This is a genomic window from Actinobacillus indolicus (assembly GCF_004519515.1).
Lineage (GTDB): Bacteria > Pseudomonadota > Gammaproteobacteria > Enterobacterales > Pasteurellaceae > Glaesserella > Glaesserella indolica_A.
The window spans coordinates 584,138-601,480 of record NZ_CP038145.1; the positions used below are offsets into that span (position 1 = coordinate 584,138).

Sequence of the window (17,343 nt, forward strand, 5' to 3'; positions counted from 1 at the left end):
GTTCCCCTTACTGTTTTAATTTTGGATCAAGTGCATCACGCAAGCCGTCACCCATTAAGTTAAAGGCAAGCACGAGAGATAGAATCGCTAAACCTGGGATAGTCACTAACCAGTTTGCCGATTGCATAAAACCACGAGATTCAGCAAGCATTGTGCCAAGTTCTGGTGTCGGTGGCTGTGCGCCGATACCCAAGAAGCCGAGTGCAGCCAGTTCTAAAATCGCATTAGAGATCCCCATTGTCATCTGGACAATCAGCGGTGCCAAACAGTTTGGCAAAATCACAATAAACATCAAACGCCATACGCCAGCTCCAGCCACACGGGAAGCGGTCACATAATCACGGTTTTTTTCACTTAATACGGAAGCACGGGTTAAACGCACATAGCTTGGAATAGACACCACAGCAATCGCAATCGCCGCATTCAGTAGCGAAGGTCCAAGAATTGTAACAACGCCGATGGTTAATAATAGGCTTGGAATAGCAAGCATAATATCGACAAAACGCATAATCACGATATCAATAGTGCCGCCATAATAACCCGCCAATAAACCTAAAATGACTCCCAGAATACAGGACATCACTACGATCAACAGACCGATAAAAATCGATAATCTTGCACCATAAATAATACGAGAAAGAATATCACGCCCAATGTCGTCTGTACCGAGTAAATAGGCAGAATTACCGCCTTCAAACCACGCCGGCGGTAACAGTAATGCACTGCGGTTTTGCACAATAGGATCGAAAGGGGCGACAAACTCTGCAAAAATGCAGGCAAGCCCAACAATCACAATAAAAGTTAAACCAATCACCGCCCCTTTATTTTGGCGGAAATAGAGCCAAAATTCTTGTAAAGGCGTTAGTGGGGCTGGTGAGGTTGTTTCTACTTGAGAAGACATTTATTACTCCAACAAATAAATCTATTCCTAATATTCGTAGGGGCGGACCGGTGTGTCCGCCCATATAATTTTGTTGTTTTCGGGCGGACACGTCGGTCCGCCCCTACATTTCTTTGAAAAAGGGAATTCTCTTTTAAGTATGTCTAATCCGTGGATTAACCACGCCGTAAATTAAATCTACGGTTAAATTCACTAAAATAATCAAGGTAGCAATAATCAACACCGAACCTTGTAGCACAGGGTAATCTCGTGAGTTGATCGCATCAATAATCCATTTTCCGATCCCCGGCCAAGAGAAAATGTTTTCGGTTAAAACTGCCCCTGATAACAGTTGCCCCACAATTAAACCGACCACCGTTACCACTGGAATTAACGCATTACGCAAGGCGTGGATAATCACAATACGTGTTGTGTTTAACCCTTTCGCTTTGGCGGTGCGGATATAATCTTCGCCTAACACTTCCAACATTGAAGAACGGGTCATACGGGTAATAATGGCTAATGGAATAGTACCAAGTACAATCGCAGGCAAAATCAACGATTTAATCGCCGCAACAAATGCGCCTGGTTCGTCAGAATTCCAAGTATCAATCAACATAAAGCCAGTTTCGGCTTCGATCCAGTATTCTGCTGGTAAACGCCCTGAGGCTGGCAAGCCTAATGGCGTTGAAAAATACAGAATTAAAATTAAGCCCCACCAGAAGATCGGCATTGAATAGCCTGTTAAAGAGATCGACGAAATAGCGTGGGAAAGCCACGACTCTTTCTTCACCGCCGCAATCACACCAAACAAAATACCAGCAACCAACGACCACAACAGAGCAAAAAAGGCTAACTCCACGGTTGCAGGGAAAAGGGTGAAAAATTCTTTCAGTACAGGTTCGTTATTACGAAACGAATTACCTAAATCCCCCTGAAATACACCCTTGATATAATTAAAGTATTGTTCGTGTAACGGAAGATCTAAGCCAAGCTGTGCCATCATCTGTGCGTGAACTTCGGGGGTTAAACCACGTTCACCCATTCGGATCTCAATCGGATCACCTGGGATTAAATGCACGAGAGCAAAGGTAATCAAGGTTATCGCAATAAAGGTTGGGATAACCATTAAAATACGTTTAAGAATAAATTGAAACATTCAGTATTCTCTATTTTTAACTACAAGCGGTGAGATATTACAAATCTTTTGCAAAATCTCACCGCTTTCAATATTGCCTAAATAGGCATTAGCTAGAATTATTTCGCTAAATCTACACCATAGAAGTTATGTAATGAGAATGGACTCACTTTATAACCAGTAACTTCTTTACGTACAGGGAAGTACGTTGTTGAGTGTGCAATCGTTACCCATGGTGCTTGTTCTTTGAAAATCACTTGAGCTTGTTTATAAAGCTCTACACGTTTTTCATGATTAATTTCTTGAGCCGCTTGTGTTACGACATCATTAAACGGTTTGTGACAGAATTTCGCATAGTTAGAACCTTGCTCAACTGCTGCACAGCTTAATAAGGTATTCAAGAAGTTATCTGGGTCACCATTGTCACCATTCCAACCCATCATACCTGTTTGGTGATCACCAGAACGCATACGTTTGATGTATTCACCCCATTCGTAGCTGACAATTTTGGCATTTACGCCCACTTTTTTCCAGTCTTCTTGAATAAGTTCTGCCATACGGCGAGCATTCGGGTTATATGGACGAGAGACTGGCATTGCCCATAAGTCTGTTTCAAAACCTTGTTCAAGTCCAGCTTCTTTTAATAATGCTTTCGCTTTTTCAGGATTATATTCATAATCTTGTACGGCATCATTATAGCTCCACATTGTTGGTGGAATTGGGTTTTTCGCTTTTTGACCAGAACCTTGGTAAACCGCTTCTAAAATTGCATCTTTATTGATTGCATAGCTTAGTGCTTGGCGAACTTTCACATTATCAAATGGCGCTTTTTGTGTATTAAAGTTCAAATAACCCACGTTTAAGCCTGGTTGGCTCATGAGTGTCACGTTTGGATCATTTTTTAATTTTTCAATATCCGCTGGATTTGGATACGGCGCAGCATGGCATTCGCCTTTTTGCAGTTTCGCATAACGCACCGACGCATCAGGCGTGATTGAGAAGACTAAGCGATCAATTTTCGCTTTACCTTGCCAGTAGTTTTCAAACGCTTTATAACGTACTTGTGCATCTTTTTGGTAATCTACAAATTGGAAAGGACCAGTTCCAACTGGGTTGTTATCCACTTTTTCTGGTGTTCCCGCTTTTAACATGTTATCAGCATATTCTGCAGATAAAATAGAAGCAAAGTCCATCGCTAAGTTAGCAAGGAATGGTGCATTTGGCACTTTTAAGCTGATTTTAACGGTATAATCATCTACTTTTTCCACTTTATCGATGATATTTTGCATATCCATGCCGATAAAGTATTCGTAGTTACCGCCAGAAACTTTGTGATATGGGTGGTTAGGGTCTAATTGACGATTAAATGAGAAAAGCACGTCATCCGCATTAAAATCACGACTTGGTTTGAAATCTTTTGTTTCATGGAATTTCACACCTTTACGGAGGTGGAATGTGTAGGTTTTACCATCTTCAGATACATCCCATTTTTCTGCTAATGAAGGCACAACATTGGTTTCACCTGGCTGAAAATCGGTTAGACGGTTAAAGATAGCTTGCCCAGAGGCATCTAGCGTTGGACCATCTGTACCAAATTGTGGGTTAAAGAAAGAAGGCGATGCTTCCATACAATAGATAAATGTTTTTGTTGATGCCATTGCTGTGCTTGATGCAGCAACAGCTAAAGCCACTAAAGAAAGTTGTGCTAGTTTTTTCATTATTTCACTCCAAAAGTATTTTTGTGCTAGTTGGGGCTAAACGGTTGCCCAGCCATTCGAAATATACAAGTTTTTTTATGAATCGCAATACTTTTTTTTATGCAAGAAGTATCTTTTTACTATTTTTTTACAAAATTTTAACCACTTCACAGATTTTTAAAACAAAAAGACCGCTGAAATCTAAACAAGCGGTCAGTTTTTGTTAATTTTTTGCAGATTAGCCTAAAATTTTATTTAACTCTGCACTTACTGCTTCAACTGGCTGTGTACCATCTAAACGATGATATTGGGTATTACCTGCCTCTGCTTCAGCGGTATAGTAAGCAATCAATGGCTTGGTTTGTTTATGATAAATGGCTAAACGTTCTAATACGGTTTCAGGTTTATCATCTTGACGAATGATTAAATCTTCACCTGTCACATCATCTTTGCCTTCCACTTTTGGCGGATTATAAACCACGTGATAAGTACGGCCTGAAGGTTGGTGAACACGACGGCCGCTCATACGTTCTACAATGACTTCATCTGCCACATCAAATTCAAGTACGAAGTCAATTTTTACGCCAGCCTCTTTTAATGCATCGGCTTGTGGGATAGTACGTGGGAAGCCATCTAATAAAAAGCCGTTTGCACAATCAGGTTGAGCAATTCTATCTTTCACTAATGCAACCGTTAGTTCATCAGGTACTAATTTACCTTCGTCCATTAATGCTTTTGCTTGTTTACCAAGTTCAGTTCCTTCCTTAATCGCAGCGCGGAACATATCGCCCGTTGAAATTTGTGGGATACCGAATTTATTCATCATAAATTGAGCTTGAGTGCCTTTACCTGCACCCGGTGCACCTAACAGGATAATTTTCATAGGAAAACCTCTAACAGTAAAAAATAATTAAGTGGTAACCTTACCGATTACCGCTCAAAATTGCAATCAGATTTATCGACAATATTGATATTTATCATTATTGACCGATTAACCATTTCTCAACTAATTCTTGTGTCGTTTCTTTGTGTCGCCACATACTGCCTAATTCGGGTTCAGGGAATTTGGTATGGTTATAGCCAACAAATTCACGGAAATCAAACACAGCATGTGGATAATCATTTAACAGCAAAAATGCTTTGTAGCCATCATCTGACCAACAGATCTGAAAACGGCGTGGCTCTTTTAGGGTTTCGGGTTTGACATCGCTGACACGGTAGACAAATAAGCTATCGACCACAGGTTGAGCTTCTTGATGTAAATCCATTGCATAGAAATAACCTGTTTCGCCATCATCTTCAAACATCACAACTAAATGCTCGTGTTTAATGGAATGAGCACCGTTGCGATAGGGCGTGCCGAGCGTAATATGATCGTTTAGGACTGAATAGAGCATTGTTCTTTTCCTATTTTGCAAATTTTTATCAAAATCTTACCGCTTGTAGCGGTAATGCTTTAACAAAAAAGCCACCTCAATTTCTCAAGGTGGCTATATTCAATAAATCAACGCAAATTATGCTTGACCTTTCACTTCTTTACGACCGTTGAAAGGTGCTGGTGTACCTGCTGCAGCTAATGCTTCTTCGATACGGATTAATTGGTTGTATTTCGCAACACGGTCTGAACGGCTCATTGAACCTGTTTTGATTTGACCTGCTGCTGTACCAACTGCTAAATCAGCGATTGTTGCATCTTCAGTTTCGCCAGAACGGTGTGAAATAACCGCTGTGTAACCTGCATCTTTAGCCATTTTGATTGCAGCTAAAGTTTCAGTTAATGAACCGATTTGGTTGAATTTGATTAAGATTGAGTTTGCGATACCATTTTCGATACCACGGCTTAAGATCTTAGTATTGGTTACGAATAAGTCGTCACCTACTAATTGAACTTTGTCACCTAATACTTTAGTTTGGTATGCGAAACCTTCCCAGTCTGACTCATCTTGACCATCTTCGATAGACACGATTGGGTACTCTTTGCATAAACCTTCTAAGTAGTGAGTAAATTCTTGAGAAGTGAATGATTTACCTTCACCTTTCATTTCATATAAACCGTTGTCTTTGTTGTAGAACTCAGAAGACGCACAGTCCATTGCTAAAGTTACATCTTTACCTAAAACATAACCTGCTTTTTCTACCGCTTCTTTGATACACGCTAATGCGTCTGCGTTAGACGCTAAGTTTGGAGCGAAACCACCTTCGTCACCCACAGCGGTATTTAAGCCTTTCGCTTTTAATACTTTAGCTAAGTTGTGGAATACTTCAGCACCGATACGAAGTGCTTCTTTTAATGTTGATGCCCCCACTGGTTGAATCATAAATTCTTGGATATCAACATTGTTGTCCGCGTGCTCACCACCGTTGATGATGTTCATCATTGGTAATGGCATAGAGTACACGCCTGGAGTACCGTTAAGCTCTGCAATGTGCGCATAAAGTGGTAAACCTTTTGATGCAGCAGCAGCTTTCGCATTTGCTAAAGAAACCGCTAAAATTGCGTTTGCACCAAATTTGGATTTGTTTTCTGTACCATCTAAGTCGATCATAATTTGGTCGATCTCAGCTTGGTTAGATGCATCTTTACCTACGATTGCATTAGCAATTTCGTTGTTTACTGCAGAAACAGCTTTTAATACACCTTTACCTAAGAAACGTGCTTTGTCGCCATCACGTAATTCTAATGCTTCGCGTGAACCTGTTGATGCACCTGATGGAGCAGCTGCTAAACCAACAAAACCACCTTCAAGGTGAACTTCAGCTTCAACAGTTGGGTTACCACGAGAGTCAATGATTTCACGACCAATTACTTTAACGATTTTTGCCATTGTTAATATCCTCTATGAGAGTTAATAGTTAATGTTGAAAAAACGTGTATATAGTAATGGGATTTTAGGGTTTTGTCTTGTAAAAAAGTGATGTACTTCACAAAAAATTATGGGTTATTTGATCGAACAAGGCATTTTGTGACATACAAAAAAGGCAACATTGTAGAAATATTGCCTTTCGTGTAAATGTTGAATGAAATCGTACCGCTTACTTGACGCCTTTTTGCAACAATTCAGTATAACCGCCCTGATTGGTAACGTTGGTATAACCTAATTTTTTCAATTCATTTAAGGCTAGTTCGGAGCGTCTTCCTGAACGGCAATATACATTAATCGGCTCATCTTTATTTGGACTGATTTTCGCAATCTGAGTAGCAATATCCGTATGTGGCACATTTAATGCCCCTTCTAAATGCCCTGCTTGGTATTCTTCTGCACTACGAACATCAATCCAAATCCCTTTTGCTTTTTGCCCTTGTGTTTGAACGGTTTGGGGTTCAGTGGCAAAGCTAGGTTCAATCACGGCTAAACCGATTAACGCAACGGCTAAGGAAGTCAATGTTTTCATTGGGCTAACCTATTTTTGTTCTTCAACCGCTTCTAAGGCTCTTAATGCATAAGTGTAAGCAGCCCCTGCATTTAAGGCAATCGCTGTGGCTAATGCCCCTGCAATTTCACTTTCCGTTGCACCTGCTTTTGCTGCTTTTTCGGCGTGAACGCTGATACAACTTTCACATCGAGTTGTGATAGCAACAGCAATAGCAATGAGTTCACGGGTTTTCTCATCTAAGGCTTCGGTAGCTGCGGCTTGATCTAAGCTGATGTAGGCTTGTAACATTTTAGGGTGTTTTTTACCTAATTCACCGAATGATTTTTTAACGTGAGCAGTATGCTCTGTCCAATTTTGAAATGACATAATAATTTTCTCCGATTATTAATAGAAGTAGAGTGCTAGTTCAATTCTACTGTTTTCCGATATTATGTAGCAATAGCACAAAAGTTAATGTTAGGAAAATTTATGTAGGGGCGGGGTTTATCCCCGCCCGTAAGTTCTGATATTCGGGCAGGGATAAACCCTGCCCCTACGAAAAAATTAAATGTTTGAGCAGGTACTACATAATACCTGCTGTTTTCAGGTGGCGTCCGCCACGTTTTTTGTTTAAGATGAAACACAATAATTTCTTTCTGAAAAGTAAAACAAAATGTCTTCAAACGAACTTCTTCGCTGTGAAAATATCAGCAAATTTTATCAAGAGGGCGAAAATGCTACTCAGGTGCTTAAAAATGTCTCCTTTTCAATGAATGCAGGCGAACTTGTGGCGATTGTTGGTAGCTCTGGCTCAGGCAAAAGTACTTTGTTACACACCCTTGGTGGTTTAGATCAACCGAGTGACGGCGAGGTTTTTATCAAAGGACAATCATTGCAAAAGCTCAGTAGCAATGCCCTTGCAAAATTACGCAATCAACATCTGGGCTTTGTCTATCAATTTCATCACTTAATGGCGGATTTCTCTGCGTTGGAAAATGTGATGATGCCAATGTTAATCGGGCAACAAAATAAAACGGAAGCCAAAGATCGTGCCGAAAAAATGCTACAAGCGGTCGGATTGGCTCACCGAATTACCCATCGACCTTCGGCGTTATCAGGCGGTGAACGCCAGCGTGTTGCGATTGCTCGTGCGTTGGTGAATAACCCTGCGTTAGTCCTTGCTGATGAACCGACTGGTAATCTCGACCAAAAAACAACCGAGAGTATTTTTGAGCTAATTCAGCGTTTAAATCAAGAACAGCAGATTGCTTTCCTGTTAGTGACCCACGACTTGAATTTAGCTAACAAACTAAACCGCCGTTTAATTATGCAAGACGGCGTACTGCGTGAGGGTAACTGATGAATACCCCATTTTTTATCAGTTGGCGTTATCAGCGTGGCAAACAGAAAAATCGCTTGGTGTCGTTGATTTCGCTCTTTTCAAGTGTCGGCATTGCGTTAGGCGTTGCGGTGTTGATTATTGGCTTAAGTGCGATGAACGGGTTTGAACGAGAGCTAAATCAACGGGTGCTTTCCGTTGTTCCCCACGCTGAAATTATGGCGTATGGCGAAAGCAAATCAGCGACTATTGTTCAAGGTGATCGCCTTGAAAATATCGTAAAAGATAACCCTAATGTGACCGCTTTATCGCCGTTTGTCAGCTTTACTGGCTTGATTGAAAACGGTAGCCAGCTAAAAATTGCACAGGTTCGAGGGATAGATCCAACCAAACAAGAACAAGTGAGCCAGCTCACTCAATTTATTCCACAAGCTCAATGGCAAGCGTTCAAACAAGAGGGCGGTTTAATTTTAGGGGCTGGAATTGCTCGCTCTTTGGATATTAATGTTGGCGATGAAGTCACCCTGTTATTGCCACAGCCAACTGACGACGGCAAATTGGCTCAACCTTTGCGTTTTAGCTTAACGGTGACGGGTATTTTGCGTTTAGACGGACAGCTTGATCACAGTTACGCATTGCTTCCGATTGCAAAAGCCCAAGAGCTGTTAGAACTGAAACCAAGCCAATATACAGGCATTGAATTAGCAGTGAAACAGCCGTTTCAAGTCAGAGAGATTACCTTCCCTGAATTAGCGAATTACCCACAGCAACTATATATGCAAACGTGGATTGATAAATTTGGCTATATGTACAACGATATTCAACTGATCCGCACGGTGATGTACATTGCGATGGTACTTGTGATTGGCGTGGCGTGCTTTAATATCATTTCAACTTTAGTAATGGCGGTCAAAGACAAACAGGGCGATATTGCCATTCAGCGAACCTTAGGGGCAAACAACCGCTTTATTCAACATATTTTCCTTTGGTACGGTTTGATTTCAGGTATGAAAGGGGCGTTATTCGGCGTGGTGTTAGGTGTGATTGTGTCAATGAATTTAACTGCAATTATTAAATGGTTTGAAAGTGTAATCGGAATGAAATTGCTCTCAGATGGGGTCTATTTTATTGATTTTTTACCGAGCGAAATTCATTGGCTAGACATTGTTTGGGTACTTCTCGCCACCCTAATTTTAAGCCTAATCGCAAGCCTTTATCCTGCAATTAGAGCGTCTAAATTAGAACCTGCGAAGGTGTTAAGTGGGCATTAATAGGGACATAGTAGACAAAATAATACTTATTTTGTCTACTATGCACATCTCTCATAGTTCAATAACATTTAATGTATATTAAACACTCACTCCTACAATTTTACCAATAATCCCTGTAATGCCCATTGCAATTACACCCCAGATAACAATGCGGGAAATTGCAGGTAACGCAGGGGCACCACCAAGCTTAGCAGAAATATACCCTAGCGAGGCTAATCCAACGAGCGTTGAAATAATCAATGCCCCTAAAAGCATATTCATTGGTAGCAATAAAATGACAAGTAGAGGGATTGCTGCACCTACTGCAAAGGCAGCAGCTGATGAAAATGCAGCTTGAAGTGGATTAGCAAATGATTCTTCTGAAATCCCAATTTCATCTCGCATATGCGCATCAAGTGCATTATGTGCAGTTAACTGCTTAGCGACTTCCATGGAGAGTTCAGGTGTTAAACCTCGTTGTTGGTAAATACTCGCCAGCTCTTGTAATTCTTCTTCTGGATGAATTTCTAACTCTCTTTTCTCCATTTCCATGTCTGCTTTTTCAGTATCCGCTTGGCTGGATACTGACACATATTCTCCTGCCGCCATAGAAATAGCACCGCCAACTAAGGCAGACACCCCAGTTAGAAGTAAGGTATTAAATTCAGGTTGTGCAGCAACCATACCTGTCATTAAGCTTGCTATTGAAATCAAGCCATCATTTGCACCAAGTACTCCCGCACGTAACCAATTACTACGGTGGCTTAAATGATGTTCTCCGTGTTTAATCTTCATAATACATCCCGATAAAAAAAGGCGACCAAATAGTCGCCTTGCATTTTACAATAGAAGAGAAATTATGCGTAATACATTTCAAATTCCACTGGGTGTGGAGTCATGTTTAGACGCTCAACTTCTTTACGTTTCATTGAAATATAAGCATCAATGAAATCTTTACTGAATACGCCACCTTGCGTTAAGAACTCATAGTCTTTTTCCAAGTTATCTAACGCTTCACCTAGTGAGCTTGATACCGCTGGAATTTCTTTTAATTCTTCAGGAGGTAAATCATATAAGTTTTTATCCATTGCATCGCCTGGGTGGATTTTATTGATCACACCATCAAGACCTGCCATTAATAATGCCGCAAAGCATAAGTATGGGTTAGCAAGTGGATCTGGGAAGCGCGCTTCAACACGGGTTGCTTTCGGGCTTGTTACCGCTGGAATACGGATTGATGCAGAACGGTTACTTGCCGAATACGCTAATAATACTGGTGCTTCAAAACCCGGTACTAAACGTTTATATGAGTTTGTGCTTGGGTTTGTGAACGCATTTAATGCTTTAGCATGTTTGATGATACCGCCAATGTAATACAATGCTGTTTCAGAAAGTCCTGCATATTTGTCGCCCATAAAGACGTTTTTACCGTCTTTGCTTAATGACATATTACAGTGCATACCTGATCCATTGTCACCTGCAAATGGTTTTGGCATAAAGCATGCTGTTTTACCATGTTCAAGCGCCACGTTTTGTACTACATATTTATAGATTTGGGTTTCATCAGCTTTTAAGGTTAAGTTGTTAAAACGTGTTGCAATTTCGTTTTGACCTGCCGTTGCAACTTCATGGTGATGTGCTTCAACAACAAGACCAAATTCTTCTAAAATTAAGCACATTTCAGAACGAATATCGTGTGCGGTGTCGATAGGTGCAACAGCACAGTAACCGCCTTTTTTCAATGGACGATAAGCCGTGTTACCACTTTCATATTTACGGTTCGTGTTCCACGCCGCTTCAATATCATCAATGTGATAAGACACATTATTCATGTCAGTACTGAAACGCACATCTTCAAATAAGAAGAACTCTGGCTCTGGACCGAACATTACACTGTCAGCAACACCCGTTGATTTTAAATAGCTTTCCGCACGAGTTGCGATAGAACGTGGGTCACGATCATAACTTTGCATTGTGTTTGGATCATAGATGCTACAACGTAAAGTTAATGTAGGAATACGTGCGAAAGGATCTACCGCTGCCGTTTCAGGAATTGGCATCAATAGCATATCTGCTTTATTGATCGCTCTCCAACCTTCAACAGATGAGCCATCAAACATTTTACCTTCTTCAAAAAGGTCTTCTAAATCATCCGCAACAAGCGATACAGGTAATGAAACACCATGTTCTTTACCTTTAATATCGGTAAATTTCAATAAAACGAATTTGATGTCGTTTTCACGAATCAGTTTTGCTACATGAGCAATTGCATTTGCATTAGACATAAGGGTAATCCTCTTTGAAATAGTTATTAAAAAATAGAAAATTGTCTTAGACGCTTTTAAAATACCACAAGAAAAAGAAATATCAATGAAAAAAATTAATTTTTATGATTAGTTTTTTTGATGGTTAATTTTTAACAAATAATGAGATAGATTCTAAATGCGCCGTATGGGGAAACATATCAATCATCGCTGATTTTTCTAATCGATAACCTTGTGTCATCAATTTTTCAGCATCTCGAACCAGTGTCGCAGGGTTACAGGATACATAGACAATCTTTTCGACATTTAATTCACTTAAATATTCTAAAAGAAAATAAGCACCGTGACGAGCAGGATCTAACAATACTTTATTAAAATGTGCTTTCGCCCAAGACTGATCCACAAAAGGTTTATCCAGATCGGTTTGGTAGAACTTCGCATTGTTAATCTGATTTGTTTGAGCATTCTGTTTAGCTTGTGCAACCATCGGCTCAACCCCTTCTATGCCAACCACTTCTTCCACAAGCGGTGCGATAGGCAAGGTAAAATTCCCCATTCCACAAAAGAGATCAAGCACACGATCTGTCGGTTGCAGATCGAGCCACGCTATCGCTTTGTTCACCATTTGCTTGTTCATTTCTCGGTTAATTTGAATAAAATCACGGATCGAGAAATGAAGTGTTAAGCTGTTGATTTGATAATAAGGAACTTCACCACGCCATTGGCTAATCTGATCTTTATCGGTCATCACAAACAGCAAGAGATTTTCTTGCTCCGCAAAGCGTTGTAATTTTTCACTGTCTTGTGAATGAAGCTCGCCGATATGGCGTAACAGCAATGCAACCCCATTATCCGCCTGAACCAGCTCAATATGCCCTAGCTGTTTTTTATTTTTCCAACTGGCAAAAAGTTGCTGTAATTTGGGTAAAAGCGTATTAAGTTCAGGCTCAAGAATATCGCAATGATTTAGAGGGATAATCTCTTGCGTATTCGCTTGGCGAAAGCCAACCACTAAGGTATTTTTTTGAACCGCCATACTCAGCTTTGCTCTACGACGGTAGTTTGTACCTTGCCCGACAAGCATTGGCTCAAATGCGATAGGCTCTGCTTGAAGTTTTTGTAAACGGTTAAAAAGCGTCTGTTGCTTGGTTTCTCGCTGTAAAGCCAGTGGAATGTGTTGCATTTGACAGCCACCACATTGGTTATAGATTGAGCAAAATGGCGTTTGGCGATCTGCGGATTTTTGTAAAAATCGTACCGCTGTCGCTCGTCCATATTGGCGTTTATCTTCAATAATCTTGGCTTCCACCTTTTCATTCGGTAACGCATTTTCAATAAACCACGTTTTGCCATTGACTTTCGCCACGCCTAATCCCTGATAGTCTAAAGATTGGATATGAAAGGTCTGTAAAGCGGTCGGTTTTGCGGATTTTTTTGCAGAATTGTCAGAATAAAAAAGTGCCATTTGAATAAGGTTTAAACAAAAAGAATTATCCGCTATTATAGCCTAAACCGTGACTAAGGAGGAAAATAAAATGGATTCAGCTTGGACATCACGTTTTATTGCAGACAAACAACGCGAACAAGATCACCGTTCCCCTTTCCAACGAGATCGGGGACGCATTTTACACTCGGAAGCCTTTCGTTGCTTACAAGCCAAAACACAAATTCACGCAGTGGGCGAAGATGATTTTTACCGCACACGTTTAACCCATTCCCTAGAAGTTGCTCAAATTGGCAGTAGCTTAAGAGCCAAATTGGCGGAAGATAGACAAGGCTTTCAAGCGGTCTGTTCCAATCCAAAATTTGCAAAATTCAATGAAGATCTCACCGCTTTATTACCTTCTCGTAGTTTGACGGAATCCCTATGCTTTGCCCACGACATCGGTCATCCCCCTTTCGGACACGGTGGTGAAATGGCATTGAATTATAAAATGCAGGATTTTGGCGGTTTTGAAGGGAATGCGCAGTCCTTTCGCATTGTCACTCAGCTTGAGCCTTACACCCAAAATGCAGGAATGAACCTGACTCGTCGCACCTTGTTGGGTATCATCAAATATCCCACCTTTATTGATTTAACTCAGCCACAAACTCCAAAAGCGATTCCAAATAGCCGTTATATCAACTTGCACGATTTAAAAACAAGCAAGGGGATTTTCCGTGCTGACGCTCACTTTTTTGACTGGGTGCTTGAACCGCTTTCTGTCGCAGATAGAGCGTTATTTCAACAAATTGAAATAAGCCAAGATCCACAGCTTCCCCACAAAACCCGTTATAAATCCTTAGATTGCAGTATTATGGAATTGGCTGATGATATTGCTTATGGGGTTCACGACTTAGAAGATGCGATTGTTGGCGGAATGGTCACGCCGCAATCGTGGCAAAATGCGGAACAAGCCTTCTCTCAATGTGAATCGGCTTGGATTCAAAAAATGTTACCTGATATCAGCAAAAAATTGTTCTCAAGCCACCGCTATGAACGCAAAGATGTGATTGGGGCATTAGTCAATTATTTTGTAACAAATGTAAAATGGACAGAAACCGCAGAGTTTGAAGAGCCACTACTGCGTTTTAATGCGATATTGCCAACGGAAGTACAAGCGGTGTTAGATGTACTAAAAACCTTTGTCTATCAATACGTTATTTGCGATGTCAAAACGCAACGAGTGGAATACAAAGGTCAGCGAATTTTGATGGATCTGTTTGATATGCTCAGTTGCGATCCAACTCGCTTACTGCCTAAATCGGTGGCGGAACGTTGGACTCAAGCAGATGAACTGCAACGCCCAAGGGTGATTTGCGACTATCTTGCGAGTATGTCTGATGGACAAGCGTTTAAGTTGTATCAAAGTTTGTAGATTTCAAAAAAAAAGGGCGAACACCGTGTCCGCCCCAACTTTTTCAATAATCGTTTAGAACTCACCTTTTACGCCAAGGCTAACACCACGATGATGTTTACCTGTCACGTTATAGTAAGGTTGAACACTAAAGGCAATCGCAGGGGTAATTTGGTAATTTAAACCCGTGCTGAATTTTAAGCTATTTTTACGGCTCTCTTCTTGATAGCTAAATTGCCCGATATAGTCTGCTGTCGCATTGTAGGTTGCAGGGGTTGAGTTAAGTGAACGAGCCACTTCCACGCCACCTAACCACGCAAGGCGTTGTGTAATTGGCAATTTAGTCTGAATACCAGCAAACAAAGCAGTGTTTTTATCGGTTAAGCCTGCAAAGGTAACAGGAAATTCCGCATTTTGCTCCGTATAGCCACTGCGTTTTACTTGGCTATGTTCTACGCCCACATAAGCATCCACCCATTTATTTTCAGCAAAATTCAAGGTTTTGCCCACGGTCAAGCGGTAAGATTTCCCTTTCATTTTACTATTACCTACGCCTGCTTCTGTATGGTCTAATACAGGGCGAACGATTTGGACATCATAGCTGTTCCAAGCAAAACTTGGTTGTAAATACCACTCGCCATTTTCGGTTGGCAGATGTGCTGTAAAGGCAATCCCTATTCCGTGATTACTGCTTTGTTTACGGTAATGTGCTGGCAAGTGGCGTGCAAATGAGCGGTCGAATTTTAGGTTCATACTTAACTGTGGAAGAAAACGATACCCCACACCAAGCGTAGTGGCAGAGTCTTTCACTTTACCCTGTTGTGACCACTCAGCATCTAGCTGGTAACAGAATTTGCCTGCCACAGATGGGCTACAATAATAATGTAAGCGTTGTAAGGCAAGGCGTTGGCTTTCTGTCAGGGCGAGTGTGCTTACCCCCATTTCACTTAAGAGTTGGCGAGTATGCTCCACATTCACTTTCACCACATCAAGGTTAGGTGTAGGGGTAACATTCTCTGTCACTGTATCAGAGTTAGGCGTAGGCTCAACATTCTCTTTCACCACATCAAGGTTAGGTGTAGGGGTAACATTCTCTGTCACTGTATCAGAGTTAGGCGTAGGCTCAACATTCTCTTTCACCACATCAAGGTTAGGTGTAGGGGTAACATTCTCTGTCACTGTATCAGAGTTAGGCGTAGGCTCAACATTCTCTTTTACTACATCAAGATTGCGAATTTTCCAAAGTGTCGCAACTTGTTCAGCATCATCGCTATTCGCCCAACCGCCAATCACACTGCCGTCGTCACTGATACGGTAAGCCCTAGACTCGCCTGAATTATCACTTTTTAAGGTGCCAAGGTCGGTTTTGGTTTGCCAGTTCTCACCGAGCCAAAGGGTGGCTCTATATTCCCCGTTATCATTTTCAGCCCCACCCACAATATAACGCCCATCGGCGTTGATGGCTCCAGCCCTAGACTCGCCTGAATTATCACTTTTTAAGGTGCCAAGGTCGGTTTTGGTTTGCCAGTTCTCACCGAGCCAAAGGGTGGCTCTATATTCCCCGTTATCATTTTCAGCCCCACCCACAATATAACGCCCATCGGCGTTGATGTTTGTAGCCCAAGAGTTGCCTGAATTATCACTTTTTAAGGTGCCAAGGTCAGTTTTGGTTTGCCAGTTCTCACCGTGCCAAAGGGTGGCTCTCTCTTCCCCGTTATCATTGTCAGCCCTCCCCACAATATAACGCCCATCGGCGTTGATGCTGATAGCATCAGACCAGCCTAAATTATCACTTCTTAAGGTGCCAAGTTCGGTTTTGGTTTGCCAGTTCTCACCGTGCCAAAGGGTGGCTCTCGTTTTCCTGTTATCATTATAAGCCGACCCCACAATATAACGCCCATCGGCGTTGATGTCCCCAGCCCCAGAGTCGCCTGAATTATCACTTGCTAAGGTGCCAAGGTCGGTTTTGGTTTGCCAGTTCTCGCCGTGCCAAACAATGGCTCTACGTCTCCCGTTATCATTCTCAGCCCACCCCACAATATAACGCCCATCGGCGTTGATGTTGTTAGCATCAGACCAGCCTAAATTATCACTTCTGAAGGTGCCAAGGTCGGTTTTGGTTTGCCAGTTCTCACCGTGCCAAAGGGTGAATCTACCTTTCCCGTTATCATTGTAAGCTTTACTCACAATATAACGCCCATCGGCACTAATGCCACCCACATATTCTCCACCGAAGGAAATTTTTTCGATTTCAATTGTAGGGCTAGTGCCATTTGCCAAGCTTTGAGTACTGGCAGTTGCGATTAATAGGGTTAATGCACTCAGGGCAAATGGAAAGGATTTTGACTGAACAAAGAGAGAATGTTTTTTCATCGTAAGACTCCTAAATAGTAAACGTAATAGAAAAGGACGATAGCAAGCATATCGCGCTGTTGGTAAAGGAATGTGGGTAGCCATTGAAGATAACCATAAGTGAGCCTCAGGTTAAAAAATGAATAAAATTTCTCCTATTGTAAAAAAAAAAATAAGAGTCAAGCCTAACGATGAGTGCTTACATTTGTTTAATAAATTGACTAAACTTAAA

15 protein-coding genes are annotated in these 17,343 nt (G+C 41.3%); 3 read left to right on the forward strand and 12 right to left on the reverse strand.

The window, feature by feature from the left end:
• Positions 1 to 7: 7 nt before the first annotated feature.
• From EXH44_RS02810 to EXH44_RS02845, 8 genes are all read right to left on the reverse strand, one after another.
• Positions 8 to 901: an ABC transporter permease subunit gene (locus tag EXH44_RS02810; RefSeq protein WP_162856180.1), complete on the reverse strand. Its 894-nt coding sequence runs from the start codon at positions 899 to 901 to the stop codon at positions 8 to 10.
• Positions 902 to 1,034: 133 nt separating this feature from the next.
• Positions 1,035 to 2,039, reverse strand: coding sequence for an ABC transporter permease subunit (locus tag EXH44_RS02815; RefSeq protein WP_160442191.1), 1,005 nt, complete (start codon positions 2,037 to 2,039; stop codon positions 1,035 to 1,037).
• A gap of 98 nt (positions 2,040 to 2,137) precedes the next feature.
• Positions 2,138 to 3,736 carry an ABC transporter substrate-binding protein gene (locus tag EXH44_RS02820; protein ID WP_162856181.1) on the reverse strand — a complete coding sequence of 533 codons (1,599 nt, stop codon included), beginning with the start codon at positions 3,734 to 3,736 and terminating at the stop codon, positions 2,138 to 2,140.
• A gap of 217 nt (positions 3,737 to 3,953) precedes the next feature.
• Positions 3,954 to 4,598 carry an adenylate kinase gene (gene adk / locus EXH44_RS02825; RefSeq protein WP_135672903.1) on the reverse strand — a complete coding sequence of 215 codons (645 nt, stop codon included), beginning with the start codon at positions 4,596 to 4,598 and terminating at the stop codon, positions 3,954 to 3,956.
• A gap of 97 nt (positions 4,599 to 4,695) precedes the next feature.
• Positions 4,696 to 5,112, reverse strand: coding sequence for a DUF2251 domain-containing protein (locus EXH44_RS02830; protein ID WP_162856182.1), 417 nt, complete (start codon positions 5,110 to 5,112; stop codon positions 4,696 to 4,698).
• Positions 5,113 to 5,229: 117 nt separating this feature from the next.
• The gene (eno, locus tag EXH44_RS02835; RefSeq protein ID WP_162856183.1) at positions 5,230 to 6,540 is read right to left on the reverse strand and encodes a phosphopyruvate hydratase; all 1,311 of its coding nucleotides are present in this window, start codon (positions 6,538 to 6,540) and stop codon (positions 5,230 to 5,232) included.
• A gap of 208 nt (positions 6,541 to 6,748) precedes the next feature.
• Positions 6,749 to 7,108 (reverse strand): rhodanese-like domain-containing protein, encoded by a 360-nt coding sequence (locus EXH44_RS02840; protein WP_162856184.1) that lies wholly within the window; start codon positions 7,106 to 7,108, stop codon positions 6,749 to 6,751.
• 9 nt (positions 7,109 to 7,117) lie between these two features.
• Positions 7,118 to 7,456 (reverse strand): carboxymuconolactone decarboxylase family protein, encoded by a 339-nt coding sequence (locus tag EXH44_RS02845; RefSeq protein ID WP_162856185.1) that lies wholly within the window; start codon positions 7,454 to 7,456, stop codon positions 7,118 to 7,120.
• Between the two features lie 286 nt (positions 7,457 to 7,742).
• Here EXH44_RS02845 and lolD point away from each other — a divergent pair, with 286 nt between their 5' ends.
• Positions 7,743 to 8,429 (forward strand): lipoprotein-releasing ABC transporter ATP-binding protein LolD, encoded by a 687-nt coding sequence (gene lolD / locus EXH44_RS02850; protein ID WP_162856186.1) that lies wholly within the window; start codon positions 7,743 to 7,745, stop codon positions 8,427 to 8,429.
• A complete protein-coding gene (gene lolE / locus EXH44_RS02855; RefSeq protein ID WP_162856187.1) occupies positions 8,429 to 9,679 on the forward strand; it encodes a lipoprotein-releasing ABC transporter permease subunit LolE in 1,251 nt (416 codons plus the stop codon). The genes lolD and lolE overlap by 1 nt, the downstream gene beginning before the upstream one ends.
• Positions 9,680 to 9,757: 78 nt before the next feature.
• On the opposite strand, the gene EXH44_RS02860 is transcribed toward lolE, so the two are convergent.
• The 3 genes from EXH44_RS02860 to rlmD form a co-directional block, all read right to left on the reverse strand.
• Complete coding sequence (locus EXH44_RS02860) at positions 9,758 to 10,453, reverse strand: VIT1/CCC1 transporter family protein (protein WP_162856188.1); 696 nt, start codon at positions 10,451 to 10,453, stop codon at positions 9,758 to 9,760.
• Positions 10,454 to 10,515: 62 nt separating this feature from the next.
• A complete protein-coding gene (gene glnA / locus EXH44_RS02865; RefSeq protein ID WP_162856189.1) occupies positions 10,516 to 11,943 on the reverse strand; it encodes a type I glutamate--ammonia ligase in 1,428 nt (475 codons plus the stop codon).
• 124 nt (positions 11,944 to 12,067) lie between these two features.
• Positions 12,068 to 13,387, reverse strand: coding sequence for a 23S rRNA (uracil(1939)-C(5))-methyltransferase RlmD (gene rlmD / locus EXH44_RS02870; protein WP_162856190.1), 1,320 nt, complete (start codon positions 13,385 to 13,387; stop codon positions 12,068 to 12,070).
• Positions 13,388 to 13,457: 70 nt separating this feature from the next.
• Here rlmD and EXH44_RS02875 point away from each other — a divergent pair, with 70 nt between their 5' ends.
• Entirely contained in the window at positions 13,458 to 14,780 is a 1,323-nt protein-coding gene (locus EXH44_RS02875) for an anti-phage deoxyguanosine triphosphatase (protein ID WP_162856191.1), read from the forward strand.
• Positions 14,781 to 14,834: 54 nt separating this feature from the next.
• Here EXH44_RS02875 and EXH44_RS02880 read toward each other — a convergent pair whose 3' ends face one another.
• On the reverse strand, positions 14,835 to 17,132 hold the full coding sequence (locus tag EXH44_RS02880; RefSeq protein ID WP_162856192.1) for an autotransporter domain-containing protein: 2,298 nt from the start codon (positions 17,130 to 17,132) through the stop codon (positions 14,835 to 14,837).
• Positions 17,133 to 17,343 lie beyond the last annotated feature (211 nt).

What these genes read in the sequence shown, in the direction of transcription:
- EXH44_RS02830 (WP_162856182.1), bottom strand. Translation starts at nt 5,112, where the DNA reads ATGCTCTATTCAGTCCTAAACGATCATATTACGCTCGGCACGCCCTAT.
- EXH44_RS02820 (WP_162856181.1), bottom strand. Translation starts at nt 3,736, where the DNA reads ATGAAAAAACTAGCACAACTTTCTTTAGTGGCTTTAGCTGTTGCTGCA.
- lolD (WP_162856186.1), top strand. Translation starts at nt 7,743, where the DNA reads ATGTCTTCAAACGAACTTCTTCGCTGTGAAAATATCAGCAAATTTTAT.
- EXH44_RS02875 (WP_162856191.1), top strand. Translation starts at nt 13,458, where the DNA reads ATGGATTCAGCTTGGACATCACGTTTTATTGCAGACAAACAACGCGAA.
- EXH44_RS02810 (WP_162856180.1), bottom strand. Translation starts at nt 901, where the DNA reads ATGTCTTCTCAAGTAGAAACAACCTCACCAGCCCCACTAACGCCTTTA.
- EXH44_RS02845 (WP_162856185.1), bottom strand. Translation starts at nt 7,456, where the DNA reads ATGTCATTTCAAAATTGGACAGAGCATACTGCTCACGTTAAAAAATCA.
- glnA (WP_162856189.1), bottom strand. Translation starts at nt 11,943, where the DNA reads ATGTCTAATGCAAATGCAATTGCTCATGTAGCAAAACTGATTCGTGAA.
- rlmD (WP_162856190.1), bottom strand. Translation starts at nt 13,387, where the DNA reads ATGGCACTTTTTTATTCTGACAATTCTGCAAAAAAATCCGCAAAACCG.
- EXH44_RS02860 (WP_162856188.1), bottom strand. Translation starts at nt 10,453, where the DNA reads ATGAAGATTAAACACGGAGAACATCATTTAAGCCACCGTAGTAATTGG.
- adk (WP_135672903.1), bottom strand. Translation starts at nt 4,598, where the DNA reads ATGAAAATTATCCTGTTAGGTGCACCGGGTGCAGGTAAAGGCACTCAA.
- eno (WP_162856183.1), bottom strand. Translation starts at nt 6,540, where the DNA reads ATGGCAAAAATCGTTAAAGTAATTGGTCGTGAAATCATTGACTCTCGT.
- lolE (WP_162856187.1), top strand. Translation starts at nt 8,429, where the DNA reads ATGAATACCCCATTTTTTATCAGTTGGCGTTATCAGCGTGGCAAACAG.
- EXH44_RS02815 (WP_160442191.1), bottom strand. Translation starts at nt 2,039, where the DNA reads ATGTTTCAATTTATTCTTAAACGTATTTTAATGGTTATCCCAACCTTT.
- EXH44_RS02840 (WP_162856184.1), bottom strand. Translation starts at nt 7,108, where the DNA reads ATGAAAACATTGACTTCCTTAGCCGTTGCGTTAATCGGTTTAGCCGTG.
- EXH44_RS02880 (WP_162856192.1), bottom strand. Translation starts at nt 17,132, where the DNA reads ATGAAAAAACATTCTCTCTTTGTTCAGTCAAAATCCTTTCCATTTGCC.